At 58.4% G+C, this 24665-nt stretch carries 22 protein-coding genes; 20 read left to right on the forward strand and 2 right to left on the reverse strand.

From position 1 onward, the window contains the following. The first annotated feature begins 55 nt into the window (after positions 1–55). The 3 genes from FPL19_RS08530 to FPL19_RS08540 are packed head-to-tail and all read left to right on the forward strand — an operon-like array spanning position 56 to position 2641. Positions 56–916 carry a cobalamin-binding protein gene (locus tag FPL19_RS08530; protein WP_150912013.1) on the forward strand — a complete coding sequence of 287 codons (861 nt, stop codon included), beginning with the start codon at positions 56–58 and terminating at the stop codon, positions 914–916. A 40-nt stretch (positions 917–956) separates the two neighbouring features. After that, positions 957–1871: a FecCD family ABC transporter permease gene (locus tag FPL19_RS08535; RefSeq protein WP_150912458.1), complete on the forward strand. Its 915-nt coding sequence runs from the start codon at positions 957–959 to the stop codon at positions 1869–1871. Continuing rightward, positions 1871–2641 (forward strand): ABC transporter ATP-binding protein, encoded by a 771-nt coding sequence (locus FPL19_RS08540; RefSeq protein ID WP_150912014.1) that lies wholly within the window; start codon positions 1871–1873, stop codon positions 2639–2641. The genes FPL19_RS08535 and FPL19_RS08540 overlap by 1 nt, the downstream gene beginning before the upstream one ends. Before the next feature lie 15 nt (positions 2642–2656). Here FPL19_RS08540 and FPL19_RS08545 read toward each other — a convergent pair whose 3' ends face one another. Then, entirely contained in the window at positions 2657–2929 is a 273-nt protein-coding gene (locus FPL19_RS08545) for a YebG family protein (protein WP_150912015.1), read from the reverse strand. Positions 2930–3228: 299 nt separating this feature from the next. On the opposite strand from FPL19_RS08545, the gene FPL19_RS08550 reads away from it, so the two are divergent. The 16 genes from FPL19_RS08550 to FPL19_RS08625 all read left to right on the forward strand — a co-directional run bounded on the left by FPL19_RS08550 (position 3229) and on the right by FPL19_RS08625 (position 20699). Next, positions 3229–5055: an integrin gene (locus FPL19_RS08550; RefSeq protein WP_150912016.1), complete on the forward strand. Its 1827-nt coding sequence runs from the start codon at positions 3229–3231 to the stop codon at positions 5053–5055. A 231-nt stretch (positions 5056–5286) separates the two neighbouring features. Further along, positions 5287–5937, forward strand: a complete 651-nt coding sequence (locus FPL19_RS08555; RefSeq protein ID WP_150912017.1) for a glutathione S-transferase family protein — start codon at positions 5287–5289, stop codon at positions 5935–5937. A 113-nt stretch (positions 5938–6050) separates the two neighbouring features. Beyond that, positions 6051–8237, forward strand: coding sequence for an OsmC domain/YcaO domain-containing protein (locus tag FPL19_RS08560; RefSeq protein WP_150912018.1), 2187 nt, complete (start codon positions 6051–6053; stop codon positions 8235–8237). A gap of 231 nt (positions 8238–8468) precedes the next feature. Next, a complete protein-coding gene (locus tag FPL19_RS08565; RefSeq protein WP_150912019.1) occupies positions 8469–9062 on the forward strand; it encodes a transcriptional regulator in 594 nt (197 codons plus the stop codon). Between the two features lie 100 nt (positions 9063–9162). Beyond that, positions 9163–9543 carry a phosphopantetheine adenylyltransferase gene (locus FPL19_RS08570; RefSeq protein WP_150912020.1) on the forward strand — a complete coding sequence of 127 codons (381 nt, stop codon included), beginning with the start codon at positions 9163–9165 and terminating at the stop codon, positions 9541–9543. A gap of 90 nt (positions 9544–9633) precedes the next feature. Then, positions 9634–10050 carry an MAPEG family protein gene (locus FPL19_RS08575; RefSeq protein WP_150912021.1) on the forward strand — a complete coding sequence of 139 codons (417 nt, stop codon included), beginning with the start codon at positions 9634–9636 and terminating at the stop codon, positions 10048–10050. Positions 10051–10162: 112 nt separating this feature from the next. Beyond that, positions 10163–10411, forward strand: coding sequence for a hypothetical protein (locus FPL19_RS08580; protein WP_150912022.1), 249 nt, complete (start codon positions 10163–10165; stop codon positions 10409–10411). A 93-nt stretch (positions 10412–10504) separates the two neighbouring features. After that, on the forward strand, positions 10505–10924 hold the full coding sequence (locus FPL19_RS08585; protein ID WP_150912023.1) for a hypothetical protein: 420 nt from the start codon (positions 10505–10507) through the stop codon (positions 10922–10924). Positions 10925–11034: 110 nt separating this feature from the next. Then, entirely contained in the window at positions 11035–11661 is a 627-nt protein-coding gene (locus FPL19_RS08590; RefSeq protein ID WP_150912024.1) for an FMN-binding negative transcriptional regulator, read from the forward strand. A gap of 85 nt (positions 11662–11746) precedes the next feature. Next, positions 11747–12169 (forward strand): MAPEG family protein, encoded by a 423-nt coding sequence (locus FPL19_RS08595; RefSeq protein WP_150912025.1) that lies wholly within the window; start codon positions 11747–11749, stop codon positions 12167–12169. Between the two features lie 52 nt (positions 12170–12221). Continuing rightward, entirely contained in the window at positions 12222–13175 is a 954-nt protein-coding gene (locus FPL19_RS08600; RefSeq protein WP_150912026.1) for a M23 family metallopeptidase, read from the forward strand. A 162-nt stretch (positions 13176–13337) separates the two neighbouring features. After that, the gene (locus tag FPL19_RS08605; protein ID WP_150912027.1) at positions 13338–14783 is read left to right on the forward strand and encodes a YfcC family protein; all 1446 of its coding nucleotides are present in this window, start codon (positions 13338–13340) and stop codon (positions 14781–14783) included. A gap of 35 nt (positions 14784–14818) precedes the next feature. Then, positions 14819–16048, forward strand: coding sequence for an arginine deiminase (locus tag FPL19_RS08610; protein ID WP_150912028.1), 1230 nt, complete (start codon positions 14819–14821; stop codon positions 16046–16048). Positions 16049–16066: 18 nt separating this feature from the next. Then, complete coding sequence (gene argF / locus FPL19_RS08615; RefSeq protein WP_150912029.1) at positions 16067–17068, forward strand: ornithine carbamoyltransferase; 1002 nt, start codon at positions 16067–16069, stop codon at positions 17066–17068. A 15-nt stretch (positions 17069–17083) separates the two neighbouring features. Then, the gene (gene arcC, locus FPL19_RS08620) at positions 17084–17989 is read left to right on the forward strand and encodes a carbamate kinase (RefSeq protein ID WP_150912030.1); all 906 of its coding nucleotides are present in this window, start codon (positions 17084–17086) and stop codon (positions 17987–17989) included. Between the two features lie 19 nt (positions 17990–18008). After that, positions 18009–20699 carry a cation-translocating P-type ATPase gene (locus FPL19_RS08625; protein ID WP_150912459.1) on the forward strand — a complete coding sequence of 897 codons (2691 nt, stop codon included), beginning with the start codon at positions 18009–18011 and terminating at the stop codon, positions 20697–20699. Here the strand turns inward: FPL19_RS08625 and FPL19_RS08630 are convergent. Further along, a complete protein-coding gene (locus FPL19_RS08630) occupies positions 20680–23103 on the reverse strand; it encodes a phosphoketolase family protein (RefSeq protein ID WP_150912031.1) in 2424 nt (807 codons plus the stop codon). The genes FPL19_RS08625 and FPL19_RS08630 overlap by 20 nt on opposite strands. 150 nt (positions 23104–23253) lie before the next feature. Here FPL19_RS08630 and FPL19_RS08635 point away from each other — a divergent pair, with 150 nt between their 5' ends. Further along, complete coding sequence (locus tag FPL19_RS08635) at positions 23254–24615, forward strand: MBL fold metallo-hydrolase (RefSeq protein ID WP_150912032.1); 1362 nt, start codon at positions 23254–23256, stop codon at positions 24613–24615. Positions 24616–24665: the final 50 nt, after the last annotated feature.

Consider the following 24665-nt stretch of genomic DNA (forward strand, 5'->3'; position numbering starts at 1 on the left):
AATCCGCTACTTTTCCTCTTCCTGTTGGCGACTTGCTGTCAGCCTGATCGGCATCATGATGGTCATTCTTCTGTCACTGATTGCCAGGGCCGCACAGGCAGTTTGTGTTGAAGATGACCTGAGCAGATCCGTTTGCCTGGACCAACCTGCCGAACGGGTCATCTCCCTTTCCCCCGGCGCCACCGAGCTGTTGTTTTCGGCCGGTGCCGGGGGGCAGGTAAAAGCGGTCAGCGCCTGGAGCGATTATCCGCCGGAAGCGGATGAGCTCCCGCAGGTAGGCGACAGCAACCGGCTGGATCTGGAGGCCATTATTACCCTGAGGCCTGATCTGGTGGTGGCGTGGACTGACGGCAATTCCAGAGCCCAGCTGGCAAGAATCGAGGAACTGGGAATCCCGGTTTTCTGGCTACAGCCTCGCACTTTTGCGGATATTGCCAGTGCCGTGGAGCGCCTTGCGGTTCTCACAGGCCATCAAGAGGCCGGCTTCAGGCGGGCCTCGGCCTTTCTTTCAGGCATCGCCGGGCTGCAGAAGCGTTACCAGGACGTTGCGCCTGTCAGGGTGTTCTATCAGGTATGGCACGAGCCTTTGATGACCATTAACGATCAGGAGCTGATTGGCCGGGCGATATCGCTGTGTGGCGGTGATAACGTCTTCGGCGATTTGCCTCGCCTGGTACCGCGGCTGAGCACCGAGGCGGTGCTGGCGGCCAATCCCGAGGTCATTATTACGGGTGGCAAGGGGCCTGATGACCGTCGCTGGCTGGAACGGTGGCGGGGCTATCCTGAATTGAAAGCCGTGGCGGTGGATAACCTGTTCCTGGTGTCCCCCTCGCTGATTCAGCGACCCACCTTCCGTATGCTTGAAGGTGCCGAAGAGCTTTGCCAGGTTCTGGAGCAGGCCCGTGCAGACCTATAGCCGGGCACTGGTGGTTCTTGGGGTTATTGGCCTGCTGAGTATGGCGCTGTCGATCAGTGTTGGCAGTGCCTCGATTTCGCCGTCGGATACCTTTGCCGTGCTGACGGGTTCCGGTACGCCCATACAGCAAACGGTTCTGCTGGAGTTGCGCCTTCCAAGAACGCTGACGGCGTTTGCCACCGGCGGTTTACTGGCGGTTGCCGGAGCGCTGATGCAGGTTCTGCTCAGAAACCCGCTGGCCGATCCCTACGTTCTTGGACTGTCCGGCGGCGCGGCCGTGGGTGCCCTGCTTGCCATGATGGCGGGTGTTGCCGGGGCTGTGGTGTCTGGTTCGGCGTTTGCCGGTGCCCTGCTGGCCACCTTTCTGGTATTTGGTATTGCCCATGGCACCGGAAGCTGGACGCCTTCCCGACTGTTGCTGACCGGTGTGGTGGTAGCGGCGGGCTGGGGCGCGTTGATTGCCCTGATTCTGGCGATGAGCCCGGCCAGGCAGCTGCCCGGCATGCTCTACTGGCTGATGGGGGATATTTCCCCGACGGCCAATCCCGTTCCGGCTCTGATTCTTATGCTACTGGTCTGCCTGCTGGTGTTCCCGCTTGGTCGCAGCCTGAATGTGCTGGCTCGCGGCCCCATGCAGGCGGCTGCGCTGGGGGTGTCGGTTCGCCCTCTGGAGTGGACCATTTACATCCTCGCCAGCCTGCTGACGGCAACCGCCGTGACCATGGCAGGAAGCGTGGGTTTTGTGGGGCTGGTGGTGCCCCACATGCTGAGACTGGTGCTGGGGAATGATCAGCGCCTGATTCTGCCCGCCTGTGCTCTTGCCGGGGGGGCGCTTCTGGTGGTGGCGGACACTCTGGCACGGGTGGTGATTGCCCCGGAGCAATTGCCGGTTGGGGTGATCACGGCGTTGCTGGGCGTGCCAACGTTCCTCTACCTGTTGCACCGGAGCCGCTGATGAATCCCTTGCAGGCTGAACAGCTGGTGATTGATATTCCCGGGCGCCGTAGCGGGCAGCCACTGAATTTTACCCTGGCAAGGGGGCAGGTCTGGGGCATACTCGGGCCCAATGGCGCCGGCAAAAGTACGCTTCTGCACACCCTGGCGGGGCTTCGTCCGCCCCGTGACGGCAGTGTTCATCTGGGTGGGCGCCCGATGACCGCATGGAAGCGCCGGCAGATCTCCCAACAACTGGGGCTTGTGTTTCAGGACCAGCAGGACGGCTTTCCGGCCACGGTTCTGGAAACCGCCCTGATTGGCCGCCACCCGTGGCTTTCGCCCTGGCAGATGGAGTCCGGCGAGGACGAGCGTAAAGCCCGGTCGGCGTTGGATGCGCTGGATGTGGGCCATTTGAAGGACCGGCTGGTGAGTACGCTGTCCGGTGGCGAGCGCCAGCGGGTGGCCATTGCCACGGTACTGACCCAGAACCCGGACACCTGGCTATTGGACGAGCCCACCAATCATCTGGACCTGCATCATCAGGTGTCTGTTCTGAAACTCCTGACGGAGCAGGCCCGCGGGGGCCGCTCCATCTTCATGTGCCTGCATGACCTCAACCTGGCGGCCCGCTGGTGTGATCATATCCTTCTACTGTTCCCGGAAGGCGAAGCCTGCTGGGGCCCGGCCAGCGAGATGCTGGTGCCGTCCGCGCTGGAAAGGCTTTACGGCCAGAAACTGATTACCGTTGAAGCCGACGGTGCCCCGCTCTTCGTGCCAGCCCGGTCGTAACCGGAAACCGGCTGATTATTCGGCCGGCTCGTTCAGCAGTGACGGCTTTTTCAGGGCTTTCAGGAACAGATCCCGCTCTTCCGCAATCGCCAGGGCACACTGTTCCGCATGCTCCTCAGTCAGGCCATTCACTTTCGATTTCAGGAACAGCAGAATCTCTTCCGATAACTCCAGCATCTTGTCCCGGGCATCCGCATCCGCCTTGTTCGCAAACAGCATCTTTTCCGGGTTTTTCAATGCCATGTCCTGCCCGTCCCTTTCTGAAAAATAAAGTGCCTTTACAGCCATGTGTCTGCTCTCCTGTAAGCGCCCCGCTTGAGTAATTGGTGATGGGACTAAACCGATGGCAGAAGCCTAACATTGATATTGCATAAAAATGGCAATGTTTGCTTTCGCATTTAGTACAGCCTCAATCGTACTGTATATAACACTGTATAAACAGTCTTTCGGTGGAACGCGACTAGAAATCGCCAGCCCTTTTCACATAGAGATTGCCGGTAATTTTGGGTTTTCTTGGTTTTCGGTTCGAGAGGTGGCTATATTGAATAAATATTGACCAAGTCGTCACCCCTCGAGAGGCAATTTTGATGAAACACCTATTTCAAGCTGTCCGGTTTTCCCGAATCGGGCTGCTAGCCCTGTTGAGCGTTGCCTTGCTTGGGTGTGGCGGCGGTAGTGGCGGTGGTAGTGGCGGTGGTGGAGCGGCCACGCCGGCCGCCCCGATTCTGGATCTGTCACCGCAGAGCATCAAGACTTTCAGTTTCAGTTGGAACGATGTCTCCGGCGAGACTGAATACCGTCTGCTGGAAAACCCGGACGGAATGTCTGGCTACACCCAGGTAGCGACTATCGCTGCGGATGCCTCCAGCAAAAATCTTCAGGTGTTCCTGCCCGGGCGCGTCAATGCCAGCTACATCCTGCAGGCCTGTAACAGTGGCGGGTGCAGCGACTCGCCGGAGGTGTTTGTCAATGAAAGCCTGATTTCTGCTTCGGGCTACGTCAAGGGCTCCAACACTGAGGCGAGCGACGACTTCGGTTCAAGCGTAGCGCTTGCGGCCAATGGCAACACACTGGCGGTGGGTACAGTAGGGGAGGCCAGCAACGCCACCGGCATTGGCGGTGACGCCGACAATAACAGCGCCAGCGACAGTGGCGCGGTTTACGTGTTTACCCGCAGCGGCTCCGTCTGGTCGCAGCAGGCCTTCATTAAGGCCTCCAACACCGGGGCAGGCGACAACTTCGGGTTCAGTGTAGCCCTTGCGGCCGATGGCAACACCCTGGCAGTTGGCGCGCCCGAGGAGGACAGCAACGCCACCGGCATTGACGGTGACGCCGACAATAATAGCGCCAGCGACAGTGGCGCGGTTTATGTGTTTACCCGCAGCGGCACCGTCTGGTCGCAGCGGGCCTACCTCAAGGCCTCCAACACAGAAGCAGGCGACTTCTTCGGCTCCAGATTGGCGCTCGCGGCCGACGCCAACACCCTGGCGGTGGGGGCAGGCGACGAGGACAGCAACGCCGGTGGCGTCAACGGCGTCGAGGACAATAATAGCGCTCAATCCAGTGGCGCAGTTTACGTGTTTGTCCGCAGCGGCACTGACTGGTCTCAGCAGGTCTATCTCAAGGCCTCCAACGCAGGAGCAAGCGACTTCTTCGGCGCAAGCTTGGCACTTGCGGCCGATGGCACCACTCTGGCGGTGGGGGGATCCGGAGAGGCCAGCAACGCCACCGGCATTGGCGGCAACCAGACGGATAACAGCTCCGCTAACAGTGGCGCGGTTTACGTGTTTGTCCGTAGCGGCAGCGTCTGGGCGCAGCAGGCCTATATCAAGGCCTCCAACGCCGAAGCGAATGACAGGTTTGGCGGAAGTCTGGTACTCGCGGCCGATGGCAATGTCCTGGCAGTGGGGGCAACCGGAGAGGACAGCAACGCCACCGGCATTGACGGCATCCAGACGGATAACAGCTCCGCTAGAAGTGGCGCGGTTTACGTATTCGCCCGCAGCGGCCCCGTCTGGGCGCAGCAGGCCTATATCAAGGCCTCCAACGCCGAAGCGAATGACAGGTTTGGCGGAAGTCTGGTACTCGCGGCCGATGGCAATGTCCTGGCAGTGGGGGCAACCGGAGAGACCAGCAACGCCACCGGCATTGACGAAAACGAGGCCGACAACAGCGCCGTTAATAGTGGCGCGGTTTACGTCTTCAATCGAAGCAGCAACGTTTGGTCTCAGCAGGCCTATGTCAAGGCCCCCAACACCGGGGCGAACGACCTGTTCGGCGACAGTGTGGCTCTAGCGGCCGACGGCAACACCCTGGCGGTGGGGGCAACCGGTGAGGACAGCAACGCGATGGGCATTGATGGCGACGAGGCCGACAACAGCGCCTCAAACAGTGGGGCAGTTTACCTCTACTGAGCTTGAGCGGGACGATTTGACGCCCCAAAAGTGAGTGAGGCGCTGAGCCGGGTCGTAAAGGATCCGGCCTGGCGATGATAGTCAGTTTTGAGTAACCGATGGCTGCAAATTATGGTAGGCGCGAACTAACAGCCCATGCCAACATACCGACTAAATAGAGTTCTCGGGCGTCTCCTCCCAGGTTTCAAGGAACTTCGACACCGTCGCAACACCACAAGGAAGCAAGAAGATATGAAGCTGGTTATCGGTAACAAGAATTACTCCTCCTGGTCCCTGCGCCCCTGGCTGCTCATCGCCCAGAACGACCTCCCGTTTGAGGAGGTGCGCATTCCACTGGATCTGGCGGACACCAAAGAGAAAATCCTGCAATACAGCGCCGCCGGCAAAGTGCCGGTTCTGGTGGATGGCGATGTGACCGTCTGGGATTCCCTGGCGATCTGCGAGTACGTATCCGAGCAGCACCTGGAAGGCCGGGGCTGGCCTGCTGACACGGCAGCACGTGCCGAAGCCAGAGCCATCAGCGCCGAGATGCACTCCGGCTTCCCGGCCATCCGCGGCCAGATGCCGATGAACTGCCGCGCCACCGGCCGCAAGGTACCAATGACGCCGGAGCTGGAAAAAGACATTGCCCGGGTGGATCGCCTCTGGAGCGATTGCCGTGCCCGTTTTTCGGCGGGCGGCCCCTGGCTGTTCGGCGAGTTCTCCATTGCGGACTGTATGTTTGCCCCGGTGACCTCCCGGTTTGCCACCTACGGCGTTTCGCTGTCCGACCTTGCGCGCGAGTATCAGCAGCAGGTTCTGAACTCAAAAGCGATGCGTGAATGGGTCGAACAGGGCCGGCAGGAGACCGAAGTGGTCGAAGCGGACGAAGCTGGCGCCTGATCAATCCACCAAGACGAACCGCCCCAAAAACTGGATAATGGCCGGCACTGAAAAAGTGCGACACGCTGTACTGAAAAAGCCGCGCCACATCCTCCGATCCGGGTAGTTTGCTCATGGAAATCAACGTCAACTTTCTCGACAACCTCAGACTTGAAGCCAAGTTTGATGATTTTACTGTCGTTACTGACCAACCCATCCGCTACAAGGGTGATGGGTCGGCACCCAGCCCGTTTGACTACTTCCTCGCGTCTTCCGCCCTGTGTGCGGCCTATTTTGTGCGGGTGTACTGCAAGGCGCGCGACATTCCCACGGAAAACATCCGCCTGTCCCAGAACAATATCGTGGACCCGGAGAACCGCTATAACCAGATCTTCAAGATTCAGGTAGAGCTGCCCGAAGACATTTCCGACAAGGATCGCCAGGGCATTCTGCGCTCTATCGACCGCTGCACGGTGAAAAAAGTGGTCCAGACCAACCCCACTTTTGAGATCGAGCAGGTCGCGAATCTGGACGAAGACGCCCAGGCCCTGCTGATGACCAAGCCCCTGGGCGAAACCAGCACCTACATCGAGGGCAAGGACCTGCCGCTGGAGCAGACCATTGCCAATATGACGTCGATCCTGGCGGACCTGGGCATGAAGATCGAAATTGCCTCCTGGCGCAACATCGTGCCCCACGTGTGGTCCCTGCATATTCGTGATGCCGCCTCCCCCATGTGCTTTACCAACGGCAAGGGTGCCACGAAAGAGAGCGCGCTTTGTTCTGCGCTGGGCGAGTTTATCGAACGCCTGAGCTGCAACTTCTTTTACAACGACCAGTTCTTTGGCGAGGAGATCGCCAACAGCGACTTCGTTCATTATCCCAACGAAAAATGGTTCCTGCCGGGGCCTGATGACGAGCTGCCTGAAGGCATTCTGGACGACCACTGCCTGGCCATCTACAACCCCGATGGCGAGGTGCACGGCAGCAACCTGATCGACACCAATTCCGGTCGCACCGACCGTGGCATTGTGTCCCTGCCGTTTGAGCGCCGGTCCGACGGTAAGCTGGTGTACTTCCCCTCCAACCTTATTGAAAACCTGTTCCTCAGCAACGGCATGAGCGCAGGCAACACCCTGCCCGAAGCCCAGGTGCAGTGCCTGTCGGAGATCTTCGAGCGGGCGGTGAAAAAGCAGATCATTGAAGAAGAAATCGCCCTTCCGGACGTGCCGCAACCTGTGCTGGATAAGTACCCGCACATCGTGGAGGGCATCAAGGCGCTGGAGGACCAGGGTTTTCCGATTCTGGTGAAAGACGCCTCCCTGGGCGGTCAGTTCCCGGTGATGTGCGTCACACTGATGAACCCCAGAAACGGCGGCGTGTTTGCCTCGTTTGGCGCGCATCCCAGTTTCGAAGTGGCACTGGAGCGCAGCCTGACCGAACTGCTACAGGGCCGCAGCTTTGAAAACCTGAACGACGTACCGCCGCCCACCTTCAACAGCCAGGCGGTCACCGAGCCCAACAATTTCGTTGAGCACTTTATCGACTCCACCGGCCTGGTGTCCTGGCGATTCTTCAGCGCAAAGTCCGATCTGGAATTTGTGGAATGGGACTTCTCCGGCACGAACGAAGAAGAGGCGAAAGGCCTGTTCGGCATCCTCGAAGACATGGGTAAAGAAGTCTACGTGGCCACCCATGAAGATCTGGGCGCGCCGGTCTGCCGCATACTGGTGCCCGGCTATTCCGAGGTCTACCCCGTGGAGGATCTGGTGTGGGACAACACCAACATGGCCCTGGACTACCGCGAGGATATCCTAAACCTGCACGCCCTGAGCGACGACCAGTTGGCGGACCTGGCGGAACGGCTGGAAGCCAGCCAGCTCGACAACTACATGACCATCATCAGCCTGATCGGTATCGAGTTCGACGAGAACACCGTCTGGGGCCAGCTCACCATTCTGGAACTGAAACTGCTGATTTGCCTGGCCCTGCAATGGCATGAAGAAGCGCTGGAATTTGTCGACATGTTCCTGCAGTTCAACGACAACACCGTCGAACGGAACCTGTTCTACCGCGCCGTGAATGCCGTACTGGAAATCACCCTGGACGACGAGCTGGAGCTGGACGACTACCTGGCCAGCTTCAAACGCATGTACGGCGACCAGACCATGGACGACGTCGTCGGCCTGGTGGAAGGCAGCGTGCGTTTCCACGGCCTGACGCCCACCAATACGCAGCTGGAAGGGCTGGAAAAGCACCTGCGGCTGATAGAAAGCTACAAGAAGTTGCATGCCGCGCGGGCAGCAAAGGCATCCGTCTAGAAAGGTCGGACCCGCGCGATAAGAGTGGGTGCCTGGATATACAGTATGATTGTATGAGCAAAATGCAGACGTCGCGATACTACGTAAATTGAGTTAAGGGAAAAGGTAAGTCGCTGTTTTTAAGGCGGAAACTGCGGAGTCAGATTCCGTGATTTGGTGTAATAACGACGAAGTCACGGTTTTGCAATATGGGAGACTTCGGTCTAATTGCTGTTAAGAATGGAGTACCCAATGAATGATCAGCCTGAAGAACAGGTTTCCGAGGAGGAATCTGAAAAAGGGTCCTCATATGAACATGCATCCCACTGGGCCGATGTTTTTCTTGACGAGTTCAGTAAGGAGTCCGATCGCGCAGCAGTAATTGTGGCTGCTTCAATTTTTGATGATGCCCTCGGTAATTTGCTAAAACAGTTTTTAGTCCCCACACCTTCCTCGCAAGATGAGCTTTTTGACGGTGCAAATGCGCCGATATCAACTTTTAGCGCGAAAATTGCGTTCGCACACCGGCTGGGCCTAATTTCTAGTGCTTTCGCAAGAAATTTGCATTTGATTCGACGAATTCGCAATGAGTTTGCGCACAATATCCATGGCGGCTCATTTCAAGATAGCGCTGTTAAGAGTCGAGTGATGGAACTTTATAAAAGCCAAAAATACGTAAACGGAAGCGACGACACGCGCCTGAACCCCAAGGGGCCTCGTGGTGATTTCCTGACTGTCTGTTTATGGATGCTTTGGTCAATCAACTCAGACTTAGAGAGGATCCAGCCACTCCACGAAGCGGCGCCTGAGTTTGGTTTTAACCCTAAGCTGAGCCATGATTCTTAACCAGTCGCTCAAGTTCGTTCCCGGCCTGACGGCCGTCCACCGGACGTCCCTGACGGGCCGCCGCTTAGCTTCGCGTTAAATTCAGGGAGGAAACGCAAACATGGAGAAAGTTGTCACAGGCCTGCTGGTGCTCGTAGGCATCATTCACCTCTTGCCCGTTTCCGGCGTTTTGGGTGTTGAGCGCCTTGCTGCCTTATACGGCCTTTCGCTGGGTGAGCCCAACATTGAAATCCTGATGCGTCATCGGGCCATCCTGTTCGGGCTTCTTGGTCTCTTCTTGGTTTATGCAGCGTTCCAGCCATCGCTACAACTAATGGCAATCGTTGCAGGCCTTGTCAGCGTTGTGTCCTTCATCGCTATTGCGTGGTCGGTTGGTGGGTACAATGAGGAAGTTCGCAAGGTGGTCATCGCAGACATCATTGCCACTATCGCGCTCATTGCTGCAGGGGCAATCCATGTCGTCACCCGCAACCAAATTTAACAAGGCGCAGCAGTACGTGGCCTACGGCCACCGGACGGCTTTCAGCCGCCGCTGTGCTTGGCGTTATGCACAAAAAATTTGGAGTCACGGATGAGTTCTAGTCATATTTTCTGGCCTGTTCTGGCGCAGGTCCTTCTGACCTTAGTGATGTTTATCATTCTTGGGGGAAGGAAATCCGGCGCGGTGAAAGCCGGCAAGGTCAATCGACAACAAGCGGCTCTCGATAACCGAGTGTGGCCGGAAAATGTCGTCAAAGTTTCCAACAACATTGCCAATCAGTTTGAGATTCCGGTTCTTTTCTACGTTCTCTGTTTCGTTCTATACAGTATCAACGCTGCCGGATCTCTCTCAGTGTTTCTGGCGTGGCTCTTTGTCGTGAGCCGGTACGCCCACGCATACGTTCATGTGACTTCAAACTATATACCAGTGAGGCTGCCTCTCTTCATGACCGGAGCCTTTGTCTTGTTGGCTATGCTGGTTGTATCGGTCTGGAATTTGGCCGCATGACGCACGCTTGCATAACAAGGCAATCAAATTCTTTCCGGCCTACGGCCTCCACCGGACGCCCTTGTCAAGGTGCCGTTTATTGCTGGCGTTAGATTTTTCTGAAAGGAAGCGTATGAAAAGTCTGCTTTGTTGTACTGGAATATTTTTTATAGCACTGGGAACACAAGGGTGTGCCGCTCCCTACTATGGTTTAACCGGAGAAGAGTGGAACAGCTTGAGTGAGGACGAGCAAGCTGCTGTCAAAGCGGAGTATCGAGACATACTCGTTCTTCAAGAAGGTCAAAAACGTCGCAAACTCCACGATGCAAGGACTCAGTCAATTGTCGACTACGGCATCAATGGTCAAAAATCTGGACAGTAAATCTAACCAATCGGTCAACCGGACGCCAAAAGCTGTGTGCTTTTGGTTCCCGTCGCTGTCGCGCCGGCGCCGGTTACCGCAGCGTTACACGATATGTTGAATGTCGTAGACCTTTTAGGAAAAACCTTTTCTGCTGAAGAGGACGGCTCTTTCACTCGAACCGTTATGGAAGAGGATGAGGGGCACGGTGTGTATTCCGACCACGTGGAGTCGAAAAGCGGTTTATGGCAGATGAATTTGGATACCAGCGGTATAGTTGAGACCATTTTCCTGCAAGCTATGCCAGCATCATCTTTGCCTTTTGGCCTCGAAGCTTCGATGAAACCAGATGATGTAGTTCGCCTTTTTGGCACCCCTGATAAATCAGGTGAGGAAAAAGAGATCGAGTTTTTGGGAAAATATGGTCCTTGGTTGCGCTTCGATCACGAAGATATCTGTATTCATGTCGAATTTCATATCGGCACGCATTCGCTAAAGAAAGTCACCCTTATGCTTCCTGAAATTGCGCCATAATTTCGTGTAACAAGGCGCTGTAGTACGCGGCCGATGGTCGCCGGACGCCCTTGTAAGGGCGCTTAGCTTGGCATTCACTGCGCCAGGACTCTACTCAGGAGCATAAAAGGGTGTATGTCCCGAATCACTTCAAAGAAGACAACCAGGAAAAGCTTCAACAGTACGTTCGCGATTATAGCTTCGGTATGCTCGTTATCGCCGACGAGGAAGGGATTGAGGCCAATCACGTCCCCTTTCACCTGAGTGTTGGTGAAAACGGTTCTCTTGGTCATCTTCAGTGTCATCTGGCTCGCAGCAACCCCGTCTGGCAGCGCATGCAGGGCGGGGCTAAAGTGCTGGCCGTTTTTCAGGGGCCAAATGCCTACGTCTCGCCCTCGTGGTACCCAACCAAGGCTGAGACAGGCCGGGTCGTCCCGACATGGAACTATCTGGCTGTACATGCGCAAGGTAGCGCCCGGATTATTCAGGACCCTAGCTGGTTAAAGCGTCATCTCCACCAGCTCACAGACCAACACGAGTCGCAAATGGTTGCCCCTTGGTCCGTGAGTGATGCGCCAGCGGATTTCACGGAACGTCTGGTACAGGCAATTGTTGGCGTAGAGATCAAAATTGAAACTCTGACGGGTAAGCTGAAAGCAAGTCAGAACCAGCCAGAGAGGAATCGGGCCGGTGTAAAAGCTGGCCTGGAGACCGGAGTAGAGGCGCAGAACCGTGCCATGGCCAAGCTCATCAGCTAACCAGGGGCTGTTGTCGGACGTCTTTTTCGTCGCTTCGCTCCTCCAATACCAGTGCAAAGCCCAGCACTAGGGAGTAACGAAAACCATGGATCAGACAGAATATTGGTACGCGGTAGCTGCAGTGCTGCTGTTCTTCAAAATGTTTGCCATATCCCTCTATCAAGGGTTCCATCGCATCGGAAAGGGCACATTCAAGACCCCTGAGGACGCCGCGTTCGTTGGTCGCGAGGCCGCCAAAGAAGAGTTGCCGCAGGTTCAGAGAGCGGCTAAGGCTTGGTTGAATGACCTTGAGAACATTCCTATTTTTCTGGCGTTGGGGGTTGCCTACGTCTGGGTTGGTGCCGCGCCGGGGTGGGCAGCCTGGCTTTTCCTTGTCTTCACGGCAGCGCGCTACTTGCACACCGTCTTTTACCTTCTGGGGATTCAACCTTGGCGAACCGTAGCGTATGCAGTTGGGGTTGTTTGCATGTTCATCATGAGCATCCAGATTCTCGGGGCAGTTACCTGAAAGAGCCTTAAACCCCACGCCTCATAAAAACACGTTGAAATAGAGAGTTTAAATGTCCTGGCTCGCAATCCTTACCCAAGTGCTTCTGCCTCTGCTTCTGCTGGCCTGGCTGGCACTGTTTCCGGCGGCCGGCTGGCTTGCCCGGGCGCTGCAGCTGGTATCGGTTGCGGCGGTCCTTGCGGCGCTGTGGCTCACGGCTTTATGGACCATGCCACCCTTCTGGGTGCCTTACCTGTATGGAACCCTCTTTCTGATTATCGCTTTCAGGCATTGGATGAGGGACGGGTTCCCGGGGCCTCGTCCGTGGCGGGCGTCAAAAGCAAATTCCATCGCCATCGGATTGGTGTGCGCTCTTGGCATACTGGGCGGTTACATGAGTCACCAGGCGATACAGGGAGCGGCGCTGCCCGGGGGTGAGGTAGCAGACATTGCACCGCCCTTCCCGCCCGGAAATTACCTGGTGGGCCACGGCGGCTCGACCGAGATGGTAAACGTACATCTGAAAACCCTCAATGAGTCCGTTGAACGCTTTCGGCCCTGGCGGGGGCAAAGCCGGGCTCTGGATATTTTCCGGATTACACCGCTGGGGGTACATAAGCATGGATGGCAGCCGGAAGAGCCTGAAAAGTACCTTACTTTCGGCACACCGGTATTGGCTCCATGCCAGGGGCAGGTGGCGAAGGTCGTTGATGTCCGCCCGGACATGACCGTGCCGGAAATGGATCGCAGCAGTCTGCCCGGCAATTATGTTGCCATCGATTGTGGTGATTTTTTCGTGATCCTCGCTCATCTGCAACGGGGCAGTATTACGGTTTCTGCTGGCGAACCACTGCAGATTGGCGATGCGTTGGGAAAAATGGGGAATTCCGGAAACAGCTCAGAGCCGCACCTGCATGTGCACGCCCAGCAAGGCCTGCCGGAGGAAGCCGCCTTTGGTGGTGAACCTTTATGGCTGACGATCAATGGCCGGTTTCTTGCGCGCAATGATCGTATCCATCTGCAGTGACGGGTAGGCCGTTTCAGAGCCTGGAGGTTTGCTGAAACAGGCTGGATGCGGGCCGGATGAAATGTCTTGAAGAAGTTTTTGTGACAGGCTCGCTAAAACATGCATTGTAACTATACTTAGGTCGCTAACTCGTCAGTATCCATTTATCGCAGGAGGCGCCAAATGACTGATGTAAATAGTCCCTCTGAGAACCCAGAAGAAGATCTGGTCACACGATTCCCCACGGCTTATACCATTCTATTCTTGCTCATTATTCTGGTTGCTGCCTTAACCTGGATAGTCCCTGCGGGGCAGTACGAGCGCACCATGAACGACGAGGTCGGGCGTGAAGTCGCAGTGCCCGGCACCTATCAGACGGTTGAACCCAATCCCCAGGGTTTTGTAGACGTGATGCTGGCGCCGACGGCCGGCTTTTATGACCCTGACAGTTACGTCGCCAATGCTATTGATGTGGCTCTCTTTGTCCTTTTCCTTGGTGGTTTTCTGGGGGTCATGAACGCCACCGGCGCCATCGACACCGGCATACGCAGTGCCATGCACCGGCTTGAGGGCCGGGAGATATGGATGATCCCGATACTGATGACGCTTTTCGCGCTGGGTGGCACAACCTACGGCATGGCGGAAGAGACCCTGGCGTTCTATGCCATCCTGATTCCGGTGATGATCTCGGCGGGGTATGACGCAGTGACAGGGGTGGCGATCATTCTGGTGGGTGCCGGTATCGGTGTGCTGGGTTCAACGATCAATCCGTTTGCCACGGTGATTGCGTCAAACGCCGCCGATATTCCCTTTACTGACGGCATCGTGCTGCGATTCGTGCTTTTGATCGGTGGCCTTATCATCTGCGCAGCCTACGTTATGCGTTATGCCCACCGGGTCAAGGTGGACCCTTCCCGCTCGGTGGTTGCCAGGCAGAGAGATGCGCACCGCAAACTGTTCCTTCAGGGCCATGACGAGCTGGATAATTTCGAGCTGACAGGCACCCAGAAGATTGCACTGGTTATTTTCGCCCTCACGTTCCTGGTGATGATCTGGGGTGTTTCCTCCCAGGGCTGGTGGATGGCTCAGATGGGGTCCCTGTTTTTCGGGTCAGCCATCGTGATCGGCCTGATCGCGCGGCTGGGCGAGAAGAGGCTTACCGGCAGCTTTGTGGACGGTGCCCGGGATCTGCTCGGTGTCGCCCTTGTTGTGGGTCTGGCCCGGGGCATTGTGGTGATCATGGAGCAGGGCATGATTGCCGATACGATTTTGCACAGTGCCGAAACCACTCTGGGCGGCTTGCCGGAACTGGCGTTTATCAACCTGATGTTCTGGATTGAAGTGGGCATGAGCTTCTTTGTGCCGTCTTCCTCCGGCCTGGCTGTCCTCTCCATGCCCATCCTCGCACCACTGGCCGACTTCGCCGATGTGGGGCGTGACCTGGTGGTCACCGCCTATCAGTCTGCCAACGGCCTGGTGAACCTGATCAACCCGACCTTTGCCGTCGTAGTGGGCGGCCTGGCAATTGGTCGCGTTGCCTATGACCGCTGGCTGGCGTTTATCTGGCCTCTGCTGCTGATCCTGACGGTGTTCATCACGGTGGTGATCAGTGTTGGTGCGTTTCTGTAAGCCTTTTCATAACCCCGGGCAAAGGAGCAAGCGGTATGACTGAACAACCATTGGGCGTTCACTCTGAAACGGGAACCCTGCGGCAGGTGATCGTCTGCCGCCCCGGTCTGGCCCATCGCCGGCTAACGCCTTCGAACTGCGATGCGCTGCTGTTCGACGACGTATTCTGGGTCAAGCAGGCCCAGAAAGATCATGATGTGTTCGCCGAAGTGATGCGTGCCAGGGGTGTCGAGGTGCTGGACGTTAACGAACTGCTTGCGGCCACCCTGGATATCCCCGAGGCAAGGGCCTGGGTTCTGGATAATCGAATTACCTGGAACCACATCGGCGTGGGCATGGTTTCCGACCTGCGTGCCTGGATGGACGAGCTTCCGGGTCAGACCCTGGCTCAGTTTCTGATCGGTGGACTGGAAGTAGGGGACCTGCCCTTCAAGCCCGACGGGCTTTTCGGGAACCATCTGGGACCACACGGTTTTGTGTTGCCGCCGCTGCCAAACTTCCTGTTCACCCGGGACAACAGCGCCTGGATCTACGGCGGCGTCACCCTGAACCCCATGTACTGGGCGGCCCGCAAACCGGAAACGCTGTTGATGAGCGCCATCTACCGGTTCCACCCGGCGTTTGCCGGCAAGGTCAATGTGCATTGGGGCGACCCTCTTGTCGACCATGCCCTGGCCACCCTGGAAGGGGGTGACATCATGCCGGTCGGTCATGGGGCTGTGCTGGTGGGCATGGGCGAGCGTTCCTCGCCCCAGGCCATCGGCCAGCTTGCCAGGGCCCTGTTTGCCAATGGCACCGCGGACCGGGTGATTGCCTGCCAGATTCCCAAGACCCGTTCCGCCATGCATCTGGATACCGTTTTTACCTTCTGTGGCGGCAATGTGGTCACTACCTTCAAGGAGATGGCAGACCAGATGGTCTGCTACGACTTGCGTCCCGGCAAGGATGGTAAGCACCTGTCGTTCCGGCAGGACGCCCGGCCGCTGTTCGAGGTGGTTGCGGAGGTGCTGGGCTACCCATCCCTGGAGGTCATCGCCACCGGTGGTGAAACCCCCGCAGAACGCGAACGGGAGCAGTGGAATGATGGTAACAACGTACTGGCTCTGAGCCCGGGGGTGGTGATCGGCTACGACCGCAATGACGACACAAACGCCGCCCTGGAAGCTGCCGGCATTGAAGTGCTTGCGATTCCCGGCGCGGAGCTGGGCCGTGGCAGGGGCGGCGGGCGCTGCATGAGCTGCCCGACCATACGGGATGCAGTCTGACACGCAAGGAGGATAGTCATGGCTTTCAATCTTAAGAACCGGCATTTTCTGACCCTGCGGGATTTCAGCCCGCGGGAGATCGGCTTTTTGCTGAAGCTTTCCGCCGATCTGAAAACCGCCAAATACGCCGGCACCGAGGTGCCACAACTTAAGGGCAAGGACATTGCCCTGATCTTCGAAAAAAACTCCACCCGAACCCGGGTGGGCTTTGAGGTTGCCGCGTTTGACCAGGGCGCCCGGGTGACCTATCTGGGACCAACGGGCACCCATATCGGCCATAAAGAATCCGTCAAGGACACCGCCCGTGTGCTGGGCCGTGTGTACGATGCCATTGAATACCGGGGGTTCGGCCAGGCGGTCGTTGAGGAGCTGGCGCAATATGCGGGCGTACCGGTTTACAACGGGCTGACCAATGAATTTCACCCGACTCAGATACTGGCGGACTTCCTGACCATGCAGGAAAACGTGGAAAAGCCCTTGCGGGATGTGGCCTTCGTGTTCATCGGGGACGCAGCCAACAACATGGGGGACAGCCTGCTGATCGGCGGCGCCAAGATGGGTATGGATGTCCGCCTCTGCGCACCGAAGGCCTGTTGGCCCGGTGAGGCCATTCAGAAAGAAGCCCGGGCCATCGCCAGTGATACGGGCGCGCGAATCATGATCACGGAGGATATCGATGCCGCCGTCGCGGCCGTGGACTTTGTCTACACCGATGTGTGGGTATCGATGGGCGAAGCGAAAGAAAAGTGGGCAGAACGGATCAAGCTATTGCAGCCCTATCAGGTTAATGCAGCCCTGATGGAGAAAACCGGTAACCCACGGGTGAGGTTCATGCATTGTCTTCCGGCGTTTCACAATACCGAAACGACCGTGGGCAGGGAGATCCAGGCAGAGTTTGGGATCGATGCCATGGAAGTCACCGAGGAGGTCTTCGAAAGCCCGGCCTCTATCGTGTTTGATCAGGCGGAAAACCGCATGCACACCATCAAGGCCGTGCTCGTTGCCACACTGGGAACCTGATATAGGGAGTTTAAGATGCTTGTGGTTGCAGCCCTCGGAGGCAATGCCCTGTTGCGGCGCGATGAGCCGCTGACCGCCGGGGCCCAGCGCGCCAACGTCAAGATTGCCGCGCAATCGCTGGCGGGTATTGTCCGCGCTGGTCATCAACTGGTCATCACTCATGGCAACGGCCCACAGGTAGGCCTGCTGGCGCTGCAGGGCGCTGCCTACAAGCCGGATGAGGCCTACCCGCTGGACGTGCTGGGCGCCGAAACCGAAGGCATGATCGGCTATATCATTGAGCAGGAACTGGAAAACGCCCTTGACCACGACCGCCCCGTGGCAACCTTGCTGACGCAGGTGCTGGTGAACAAGGACGACCCTGCTTTCCAGAAACCCACGAAGTTTGTCGGGCCGGTATACGACCGTGAAGAGGCCGAAACCAGAGCCAAAGCTGCTGGATGGCACATCGCGCAGGATGGTGACAAATGGCGGCGGGTCGTACCCTCGCCCAAACCGCTGGAAATTCCGGACATGCGGGTGCTCCAGCTGTTGCTGGAGCAGGGTGTTGTGGTGATCTGCGCCGGGGGCGGAGGCATTCCGGTTCTTCGTCGGGACGATGGCAGCATGATCGGCGTGGAAGCGGTGATTGACAAGGATGCCGCCAGCGCTCTGCTGGCCCGGCAGCTGGGGGCGGACGCCCTGTTGCTGCTTACCGATGTGGATGCCATTTATCGTGATTTCGGCACGGACAAGGCCGCCCCCATAGAAAGCCTGACCCTTTCCGAAGCACAAGCCCTGGCTTTGCCCGCCGGCTCCATGGGCCCAAAGCTCGCCGCGGCTGCACACTTTGCCGAAAGCGGCGGCATCAGTGGCATTGGCCGGTTGGAGGACGCAGTGGCAATCCTTGATCGACGCGCAGGTACGTACATTGTCCGTTGAAGCCACGCCCACCTCAGCGATGGAACAGAATTGGCACACCCTGGATGCCTCCGCCGCCAGGGAACAGCTGTCAGCCTCTGCCCCTCTGAGCACTGAGGAAGCCAGGGCCAGGCTTGCCAGCTATGGCCCCAACCGCCTGCCGGAGGGACGGTCGAGCGGCCCCCTGGCCAGGCTTGGGCGCCAGCTTCGTAACTTCCTGATTTACGTTCTGCTGGCGGCGGCGGCCATCACGGGTGCCCTGGGCCACTGGGTCGACGCCGGTGTGATCCTGGCGGTGGTGGTCATTCAGACTCTGGTGGGCTTTATACAGGAGGGCAAAGCCGAGCAGGCGCTGTCGGCCATTCGCCACATGCTTGCCCCTAAAGCACGGGTAGTCCGTGAGGACGGGCAGCACCAGGTGGACGCTGCTGATCTGGTCCCCGGAGACACCATATTGCTGGAACCCGGCGACCGAGTACCGGCGGATGTCAGGCTCGAGAAATGCCACAACCTGAAGATTGAAGAAGCCATCCTGACCGGTGAATCCGAAGCGGTGGACAAATCCCCGGATTCGGTGGAAAAAGAGGCGGCACTGGGAGACCAGACCGGCATGGCGTTCTCGGGAACCATGGTGTCGACGGGCACCGGTCGCGGGGTCGTGGTTCGCACCGGAGCAGCAACAGAGATCGGCCGTATTTCCGGGCTGCTGGCCCGAACCACCTCTCTGAAAACGCCGCTGCTGGAACAGATGGACCGCTTCGCGCGGTTGCTGTCCATCATTGTGATTGTTGCCGGAGTCGCCATATTCGCCGGTGGCCTGGTGTTCAGCGGCCTGCCTTTCCGGGAGCTGTTCATGGCCGTGGTTGGCCTGACGGTGGCTGCGATTCCCGAAGGCCTGCCTGCAATACTCACCATTACCCTGGCCATTGGCGTGCGCCAGATGGCAAGGCGTCAGGCCGTGGTAAGGCGGATGCCCGTTATCGAGTCTCTGGGGGCGGTCTCCGTGATCTGCTCTGACAAGACCGGCACCCTGACCCGCAATGAAATGATGGTGACTACCGCAGTGCAGGGCCACCGACGTTTGGATGTGACCGGCGAGGGCTATGAGCTGGAGGGTATGGTAGCCCAGGACAACCAGCCGGCCGAGGTTACCGGGGCGCTGGAGCAGTTGGCCCGCGCGGCTGCCCTGTGCAACGATGCCCATCTGGATTTCCGCGAGGGGTCACCACGCGTTCAGGGGGACCCGATGGAAGCCGCCCTGAAGGTATTTGCCCACAAAGCGGAGTTCGATATTGAAGCCAGCGCTGGTGACTGGCCCCGCAAGGATGAAATTCCTTTCGACACCCAGACCCGCTTCATGGCCACCCTCAACCATGATCACCATGGCCACGGCGTGGTGTACGTCAAGGGCGCGCCAGAGCGCATCCTGGACATGTGCGAGTCTGAATTGATGGCGAATGGCGATGCCACGGCCCTGGATCGAGCGCGTTGGGACCAGGTTATTGCCGACATGGCATCTGAAGGCCTGCGTGTATTGGCTCTGGCCCGCAAATCCGTATCCCGTGGCACCACGGACCTGGCGATCGAAGACCTGGATACCGGCGTGGAACTGCTGGGTCTGGTGGGGCTATTGGACCCGCCCAGACAGGAGGCCATACGCGCGATATCTGACTGCCACGCGGCGGGTATACGGGTAAAAATGATCACTGGCGACCATGCCCTGACTGCAGGCGCCATTGCCCGCAAGTTGGGCTTGCGTAACAGCGACCGGGTGCTCACCGGAAAGGAACTGGATGGTCTGAGCGCTGAACAGTTGCAGCAACTGGCGACCGAAGTGGATGTGTTCGCTCGCACCAGTCCGGAACACAAACTGAGGCTGGTGGAGGCACTGCAGGCCCGGCACGGGGTTGTTGCCATGACTGGTGACGGCGTTAATGACGCGCCTGCGCTGAAGCGTGCCGATGTGGGCATTGCGATGGGCGTCAAGGGGTCGGAAGCGGCGCGCGAGGCGTCATCGGTGGTGTTGCTGGACGATAATTTTGCCAGCCTTGCCGCAGCTGTCCGTGAAGGTCGTACGGTATACACCAATCTGAAAAAGGGCATCGCGTTTATGCTGCCGATTAATGGCGGCGAGTCCATCAGCCTTATCACTGCTTTGTTGTTGGGGCTGGCGCTGCCTATTTCGGCGTTGCAGATTCTCTGGGTCAATATGGTCAGTTCGGTTGTGCTGGCCATGACCCTGGCCTTCGAGCCTCCGGAACCGGATGTGATGAAACACCCGCCGCGGCCCAGAGAACAATCCCTGCTACAGGGATTTCTGGTCTGGCGGGTGTTCTTTGTATCAGTGCTGTTCCTGGCAGGGATCTTCGCTGCCTGGTTCTGGGCCATGCATCAGCATGGGGACCAGAGCCTGGCCCGTACCCTGGCCGTGAATACCCTGGTGGCCATGGAGGTGTTCTACCTGTTTGCCGTGCGCTACCTGGATAGCCCATCCATCACCCTTCGCGGGGTTTTGGGAACGCCAGTTGTGCTGGGCGCGGTCGCGACCGTCGCAGGCCTGCAACTGCTGTTCACCTATCTGCCCTGGTTTAACGCCACCTTCGAAACCCGTGCACTGTCACTCGAGATGCTGGGCTTCGCGTGTGTCGCCGGGGTTGCGGTGCTGGTCATTCTGGAAATCGAGACCTGGGTTCGTCGTCGCTTCTGGCCCGTCAGGGCTGAGTCCCGGTAATCACAGAGGGCGATCCCCGGCCTTCAACAGCGGCCAGCTCCTGATCCGACAGCCACTCCCCGGCGGGCCTGCCCAGCAGATCGGCACAGGCCACCAGGACGTGGGCCCAGGAGCATCGGTTGGCAAACAGCATGCCGGCTTCGTTCAGGGTTCCGCCGCGGTTGCTGTATCCCATAACATGGGCCCGTGAGGTGTCCGGGAATAGCGCTGGCAAATGGCCGCGGAACACTTCCGGGCGCATGTGGGTCAGGGCAATCCTGTTCTTCAGACGCTTTGGCAGCAGGCGTTCCTGTTCCCGCTCGGCCAGGCAGACCTCGGCCTCCATGGCATCCCGGGGCTGTCGGAAGCGTCCCGGTTCCTGCAGGTAGACCAGGCGGAAAGGCGCACCGGTTTCCTTGAGCCTTTCGCAGGCACGGATAAGCTCCGAGAGCTGGTAGGCGCCATTGCCGATCAACAACAAAGGCTCGCCGCTGGCTGTATGCTCATCGACCAGTATGGCGCCGTTCTGGGCCAGCAGGTCGGCGTCTGAGGGGGAAAACAGGCAGGGCCTGTCCCGTTTGGGCACCACCATGCAGCTCAGTCTTCCTCTTTCCCGAAATACGCCGGGCAGAACCGCCAGAGTGCTGTTGTAATCGGCGGGGAAAAGCACCCGGCTGACGTCGTTCATCTCGGCCAACAACACCTCGCAGAAGGTTGTGTCCTGGTGGGATTGCTCGTTCTTGCCATTTTCCCAGGTGTGGGAAGTGGCAATGACCGGAAACCCCAGCCACTGGGCCGGACGGCCGACTTCTTTCTGGTGGCGGGCAAAAATCAGTTCCTGTCGGATGGCGCCCAGCATCTTCGGGCAGAAGGCCTCGTAGCTGGCGACCAGGTTCAGGCCCGCCTTGTTCGCCAGGCAGGCGGAGACAATGGCTTCCTCGTTGAGTGCGGTAATGACCTTGCCATGCACGGATTCAAGGTCATTCTCCGGGTCGATCACCCGATGGCGCAGCGCTGTGAGTACGCCGCCAAGGCGGTTGCTGGCCAGCTCATCCGGGTTGCCCACCCTTGGCCGGAGGTCAGGGTTGGATGCCACCAGCGCCTGGAAAAAGCGATCCACGGCCAGCATGGGCGAACAGGCCTCATGGGCAGGCGGTACTTCCGGAATCACCGGAGTTGCCGGCTGGCGCCGTGCCAGGGGGTGATCCCGTTCCAGCGGGCGCTGTTGCTGATTGTGCCGGCACAGCAGCTCGACTGAGCTGGCCAGAAGGTCCGGCGCTACCCAGACCTTGCGTGCATGCTCGTTAAACAGTTTCCGCGCGTCTGCATCGGTGTGCGGGTTTCCCGGCAGCGGCAGGTTATGGGCGGCGTTGCTGCCGGCGCCATAGAAGCCAAAGCCCTTGATGGATTCCGCGATGCCGAAGGGAATCCGGGCGGGATACGTCAGCTGTCCCCGGCGGGCAAGCTCGCCCTGCTCGTCCAGCCTCTGTTCCATGTCGTACAGCGTGCATACAAAGGCCGCCGGGTCACAGCCATCGAAGCGTCGGGGCTCAAAGTCATGGTCAGATAGCCGTTCCGCAAACCGTTCCAGCCCTTCCCGGGTGCCCAGTTCGGTTCGCTGTTCTATGCGTCTGCCGTTGGCAATCATGATGGGCATGACCAGGCCACAGTCCTCTGCGCGCCACCAGCGGGGCACCCAGTCGCTGCCCCGCTGTTCCTCTGCGGCGCCGTCTGACAGGAAAGCAACCAGGGATTCCCCGGGCAGCGGCATGTGGACGTATTGCAGCTCGGCGAACCCCAGGTAGCCGCCTTCAATAATGCCGCCAGCGGTGTGCGGATTGACATGGCTTCCGAGGGGCGCAGCCATGCCGCCACCCGGCCGTTGCCGGTAACTGTAGAAATCCGAGACCAGATGGTTCAGCCCCTCGTCGGTGTCCCGGTAACGGGCCTTCTGTTCCGGGTGAAGATTGCCGGTCAGCACGTTCAGGGCATCAATGGCCGCCACGCAGTGCCCCTGGCCCATCAGCCAGCTTCTTGTAGTGCCGGTCAGGCTGTTCAGGGTCAGGTAGGCGGCGTAGGCAGGCACCATGTTGAGTGCGCCCCCGGTATGGCCCTCCGGGTTAACCTTGAAGTCTTCTGGCGCAAGGGGCTCACCATCCATGCGGATCCGGTTGGTATAGGTCATGTGAACCACCAGCCACAGGCCTGCACTGGTCAGCCGGTCTAGGGCGGAAAGCTGTTGGAACACATTGGCAAAATCCGGCTGATGCCCCTTTGCAACCAGCTGTTCGGCCAGTTTCAGGGCCTGTCGCTGGGTTTCCGGTTGGTGGCGGATGACTCCGTAACCCTCGCGCCAGGCGGCAAAGTCGGGATGGAGTTGGGCCTGGTGATCGAGTGCTTTCCGATCTGGTAAAGGGGTGGGCATGATTCCTTGCCTCCTCGGTTTCCCGCGAACAATACAAGTGTAATACACTTTTCCGGAAAGCCTTTCGAACCAGCCCCCCGAGATTTGTGGACAAGAGGGGTGCCAGGCGTAGACTTGAGCCTGGGTAACATCAGACAAATGGAGGCATGGATGAAACTACGTTTTCTGGGCGGTGTGGGCACGGTAACCGGGTCCCGGCATTTGTTGTCAGAGGGTGACCGACGACTTCTGGTGGACTGTGGCATGTACCAGGGCGTGAAGCACCTGCGCCGGCGTAACTGGGCGCCTTTCCCGGTGGAGCCGGGCACCATTGATGCCGTTGTTCTCACTCACGCCCATATCGATCACAGCGGGTATCTGCCGGCACTGGTCAAGAACGGATTCAAGGGCAAAATCTATTGCACCAAAGCCACCCACGATCTCTGCAAGGTGCTGCTTCCGGACGCGGGTTATCTTCAGGAAGAAGACGCCAAATACGCATTCCGCAAAGGCTTTTCAAAGCACGATCATCCCGTGCCACTGTTCACCCAGAAAGATGCCTTCGAGGCCCTTAAACACTTCGAGTCCGTGCATTACCACGAGACGATCGAGCCGCTAAAGGGCTTTGAGGTGACGTTTACCCCTGCTGGCCACATTCTGGGGTCATCCTGTGTTCATGTTCACCATAAAAGCAGTGACCGGACCGTGGTATTTTCCGGCGATGTCGGCCGTCAGAGCGACGTTATCATGCGCCCGCCAGAGCCTATCCAGAAAGCTGACGTACTGGTCTGTGAGTCCACCTATGGCGACCGGCTTCACGAAGACAGTGATCCGGAGGACGAACTGGGAGACATCATCCGCAAGACCGCCAGCCGGGGCGGCATTGTCCTGATGCCCGCCTTTGCGGTGGGCCGCGCCCAGATGCTGCTGTATCTGGTGCACCGACTGATGGCGCAACAGAAAATTCCGAAGATGCCGGTGTACCTCAACAGCCCGATGGCCATCCGCGCCACGGAGATTTTTGTGCGGCACCACAAGGAACACAAGCTGGACCAGGCTCAGTGTGAGCTGATTGATGACAACACCGAGTATGTTCGAACCGTGGACGAGTCCATTGAACTCAATGCCAAGCGGTATCCCTGCATCATTGTTTCAGCCAGCGGGATGGCCAGCGGCGGACGGGTGCTGCACCACCTGAAGACGCTTCTGCCGAATACCCGGAACAGCATCGTTTTTGCGGGCTTTCAGGCGCCCGGTACCCGCGGAGACTCCCTGGTGAACGGTGCAGACTCGGTGAAAATTCACGGTGAATACTGGCCCGTGAATGCTGAAATCTACAATATTGGTTCACTTTCGGCCCACGGCGATTACCGTGAAATCCTGGACTGGCTGGGCCATGGCAGTCTTCGCCCGGACAAAGTCTATATCAGCCACGGCGAATCCCTGGCCAGCGATATGATGCGCAAGCGGATTCGTGATCGCTTCGGCTGGGATACCGAAGTGCCCGATCTGTTTGAGGAAGTGGACGTTTAAGCCGTCGTTTCAATGCAACAAACATAACCAACCGTTCAATCCGGGCGATC

It is taken from the genome of Marinobacter halotolerans (assembly GCF_008795985.1).
In the GTDB taxonomy this organism is placed as follows: domain Bacteria; phylum Pseudomonadota; class Gammaproteobacteria; order Pseudomonadales; family Oleiphilaceae; genus Marinobacter; species Marinobacter halotolerans.

Excerpts from the sequence above, each read along its gene's own strand:
- FPL19_RS08555 (WP_150912017.1), top strand. The coding sequence starts at position 5,287 with ATGAAGCTGGTTATCGGTAACAAGAATTACTCCTCCTGGTCCCTGCGC.
- FPL19_RS08540 (WP_150912014.1), top strand. The coding sequence starts at position 1,871 with ATGAATCCCTTGCAGGCTGAACAGCTGGTGATTGATATTCCCGGGCGC.
- FPL19_RS08550 (WP_150912016.1), top strand. The coding sequence starts at position 3,229 with ATGAAACACCTATTTCAAGCTGTCCGGTTTTCCCGAATCGGGCTGCTA.
- FPL19_RS08595 (WP_150912025.1), top strand. The coding sequence starts at position 11,747 with ATGGATCAGACAGAATATTGGTACGCGGTAGCTGCAGTGCTGCTGTTC.
- FPL19_RS08635 (WP_150912032.1), top strand. The coding sequence starts at position 23,254 with ATGAAACTACGTTTTCTGGGCGGTGTGGGCACGGTAACCGGGTCCCGG.
- FPL19_RS08580 (WP_150912022.1), top strand. The coding sequence starts at position 10,163 with ATGAAAAGTCTGCTTTGTTGTACTGGAATATTTTTTATAGCACTGGGA.
- FPL19_RS08535 (WP_150912458.1), top strand. The coding sequence starts at position 957 with ATGGCGCTGTCGATCAGTGTTGGCAGTGCCTCGATTTCGCCGTCGGAT.
- FPL19_RS08560 (WP_150912018.1), top strand. The coding sequence starts at position 6,051 with ATGGAAATCAACGTCAACTTTCTCGACAACCTCAGACTTGAAGCCAAG.
- FPL19_RS08565 (WP_150912019.1), top strand. The coding sequence starts at position 8,469 with ATGAATGATCAGCCTGAAGAACAGGTTTCCGAGGAGGAATCTGAAAAA.
- FPL19_RS08605 (WP_150912027.1), top strand. The coding sequence starts at position 13,338 with ATGACTGATGTAAATAGTCCCTCTGAGAACCCAGAAGAAGATCTGGTC.
- FPL19_RS08600 (WP_150912026.1), top strand. The coding sequence starts at position 12,222 with ATGTCCTGGCTCGCAATCCTTACCCAAGTGCTTCTGCCTCTGCTTCTG.
- argF (WP_150912029.1), top strand. The coding sequence starts at position 16,067 with ATGGCTTTCAATCTTAAGAACCGGCATTTTCTGACCCTGCGGGATTTC.
- arcC (WP_150912030.1), top strand. The coding sequence starts at position 17,084 with ATGCTTGTGGTTGCAGCCCTCGGAGGCAATGCCCTGTTGCGGCGCGAT.
- FPL19_RS08570 (WP_150912020.1), top strand. The coding sequence starts at position 9,163 with ATGGAGAAAGTTGTCACAGGCCTGCTGGTGCTCGTAGGCATCATTCAC.
- FPL19_RS08625 (WP_150912459.1), top strand. The coding sequence starts at position 18,009 with ATGGAACAGAATTGGCACACCCTGGATGCCTCCGCCGCCAGGGAACAG.
- FPL19_RS08545 (WP_150912015.1), bottom strand. The coding sequence starts at position 2,929 with ATGGCTGTAAAGGCACTTTATTTTTCAGAAAGGGACGGGCAGGACATG.
- FPL19_RS08630 (WP_150912031.1), bottom strand. The coding sequence starts at position 23,103 with ATGCCCACCCCTTTACCAGATCGGAAAGCACTCGATCACCAGGCCCAA.
- FPL19_RS08530 (WP_150912013.1), top strand. The coding sequence starts at position 56 with ATGATGGTCATTCTTCTGTCACTGATTGCCAGGGCCGCACAGGCAGTT.
- FPL19_RS08575 (WP_150912021.1), top strand. The coding sequence starts at position 9,634 with ATGAGTTCTAGTCATATTTTCTGGCCTGTTCTGGCGCAGGTCCTTCTG.
- FPL19_RS08610 (WP_150912028.1), top strand. The coding sequence starts at position 14,819 with ATGACTGAACAACCATTGGGCGTTCACTCTGAAACGGGAACCCTGCGG.
- FPL19_RS08585 (WP_150912023.1), top strand. The coding sequence starts at position 10,505 with ATGTTGAATGTCGTAGACCTTTTAGGAAAAACCTTTTCTGCTGAAGAG.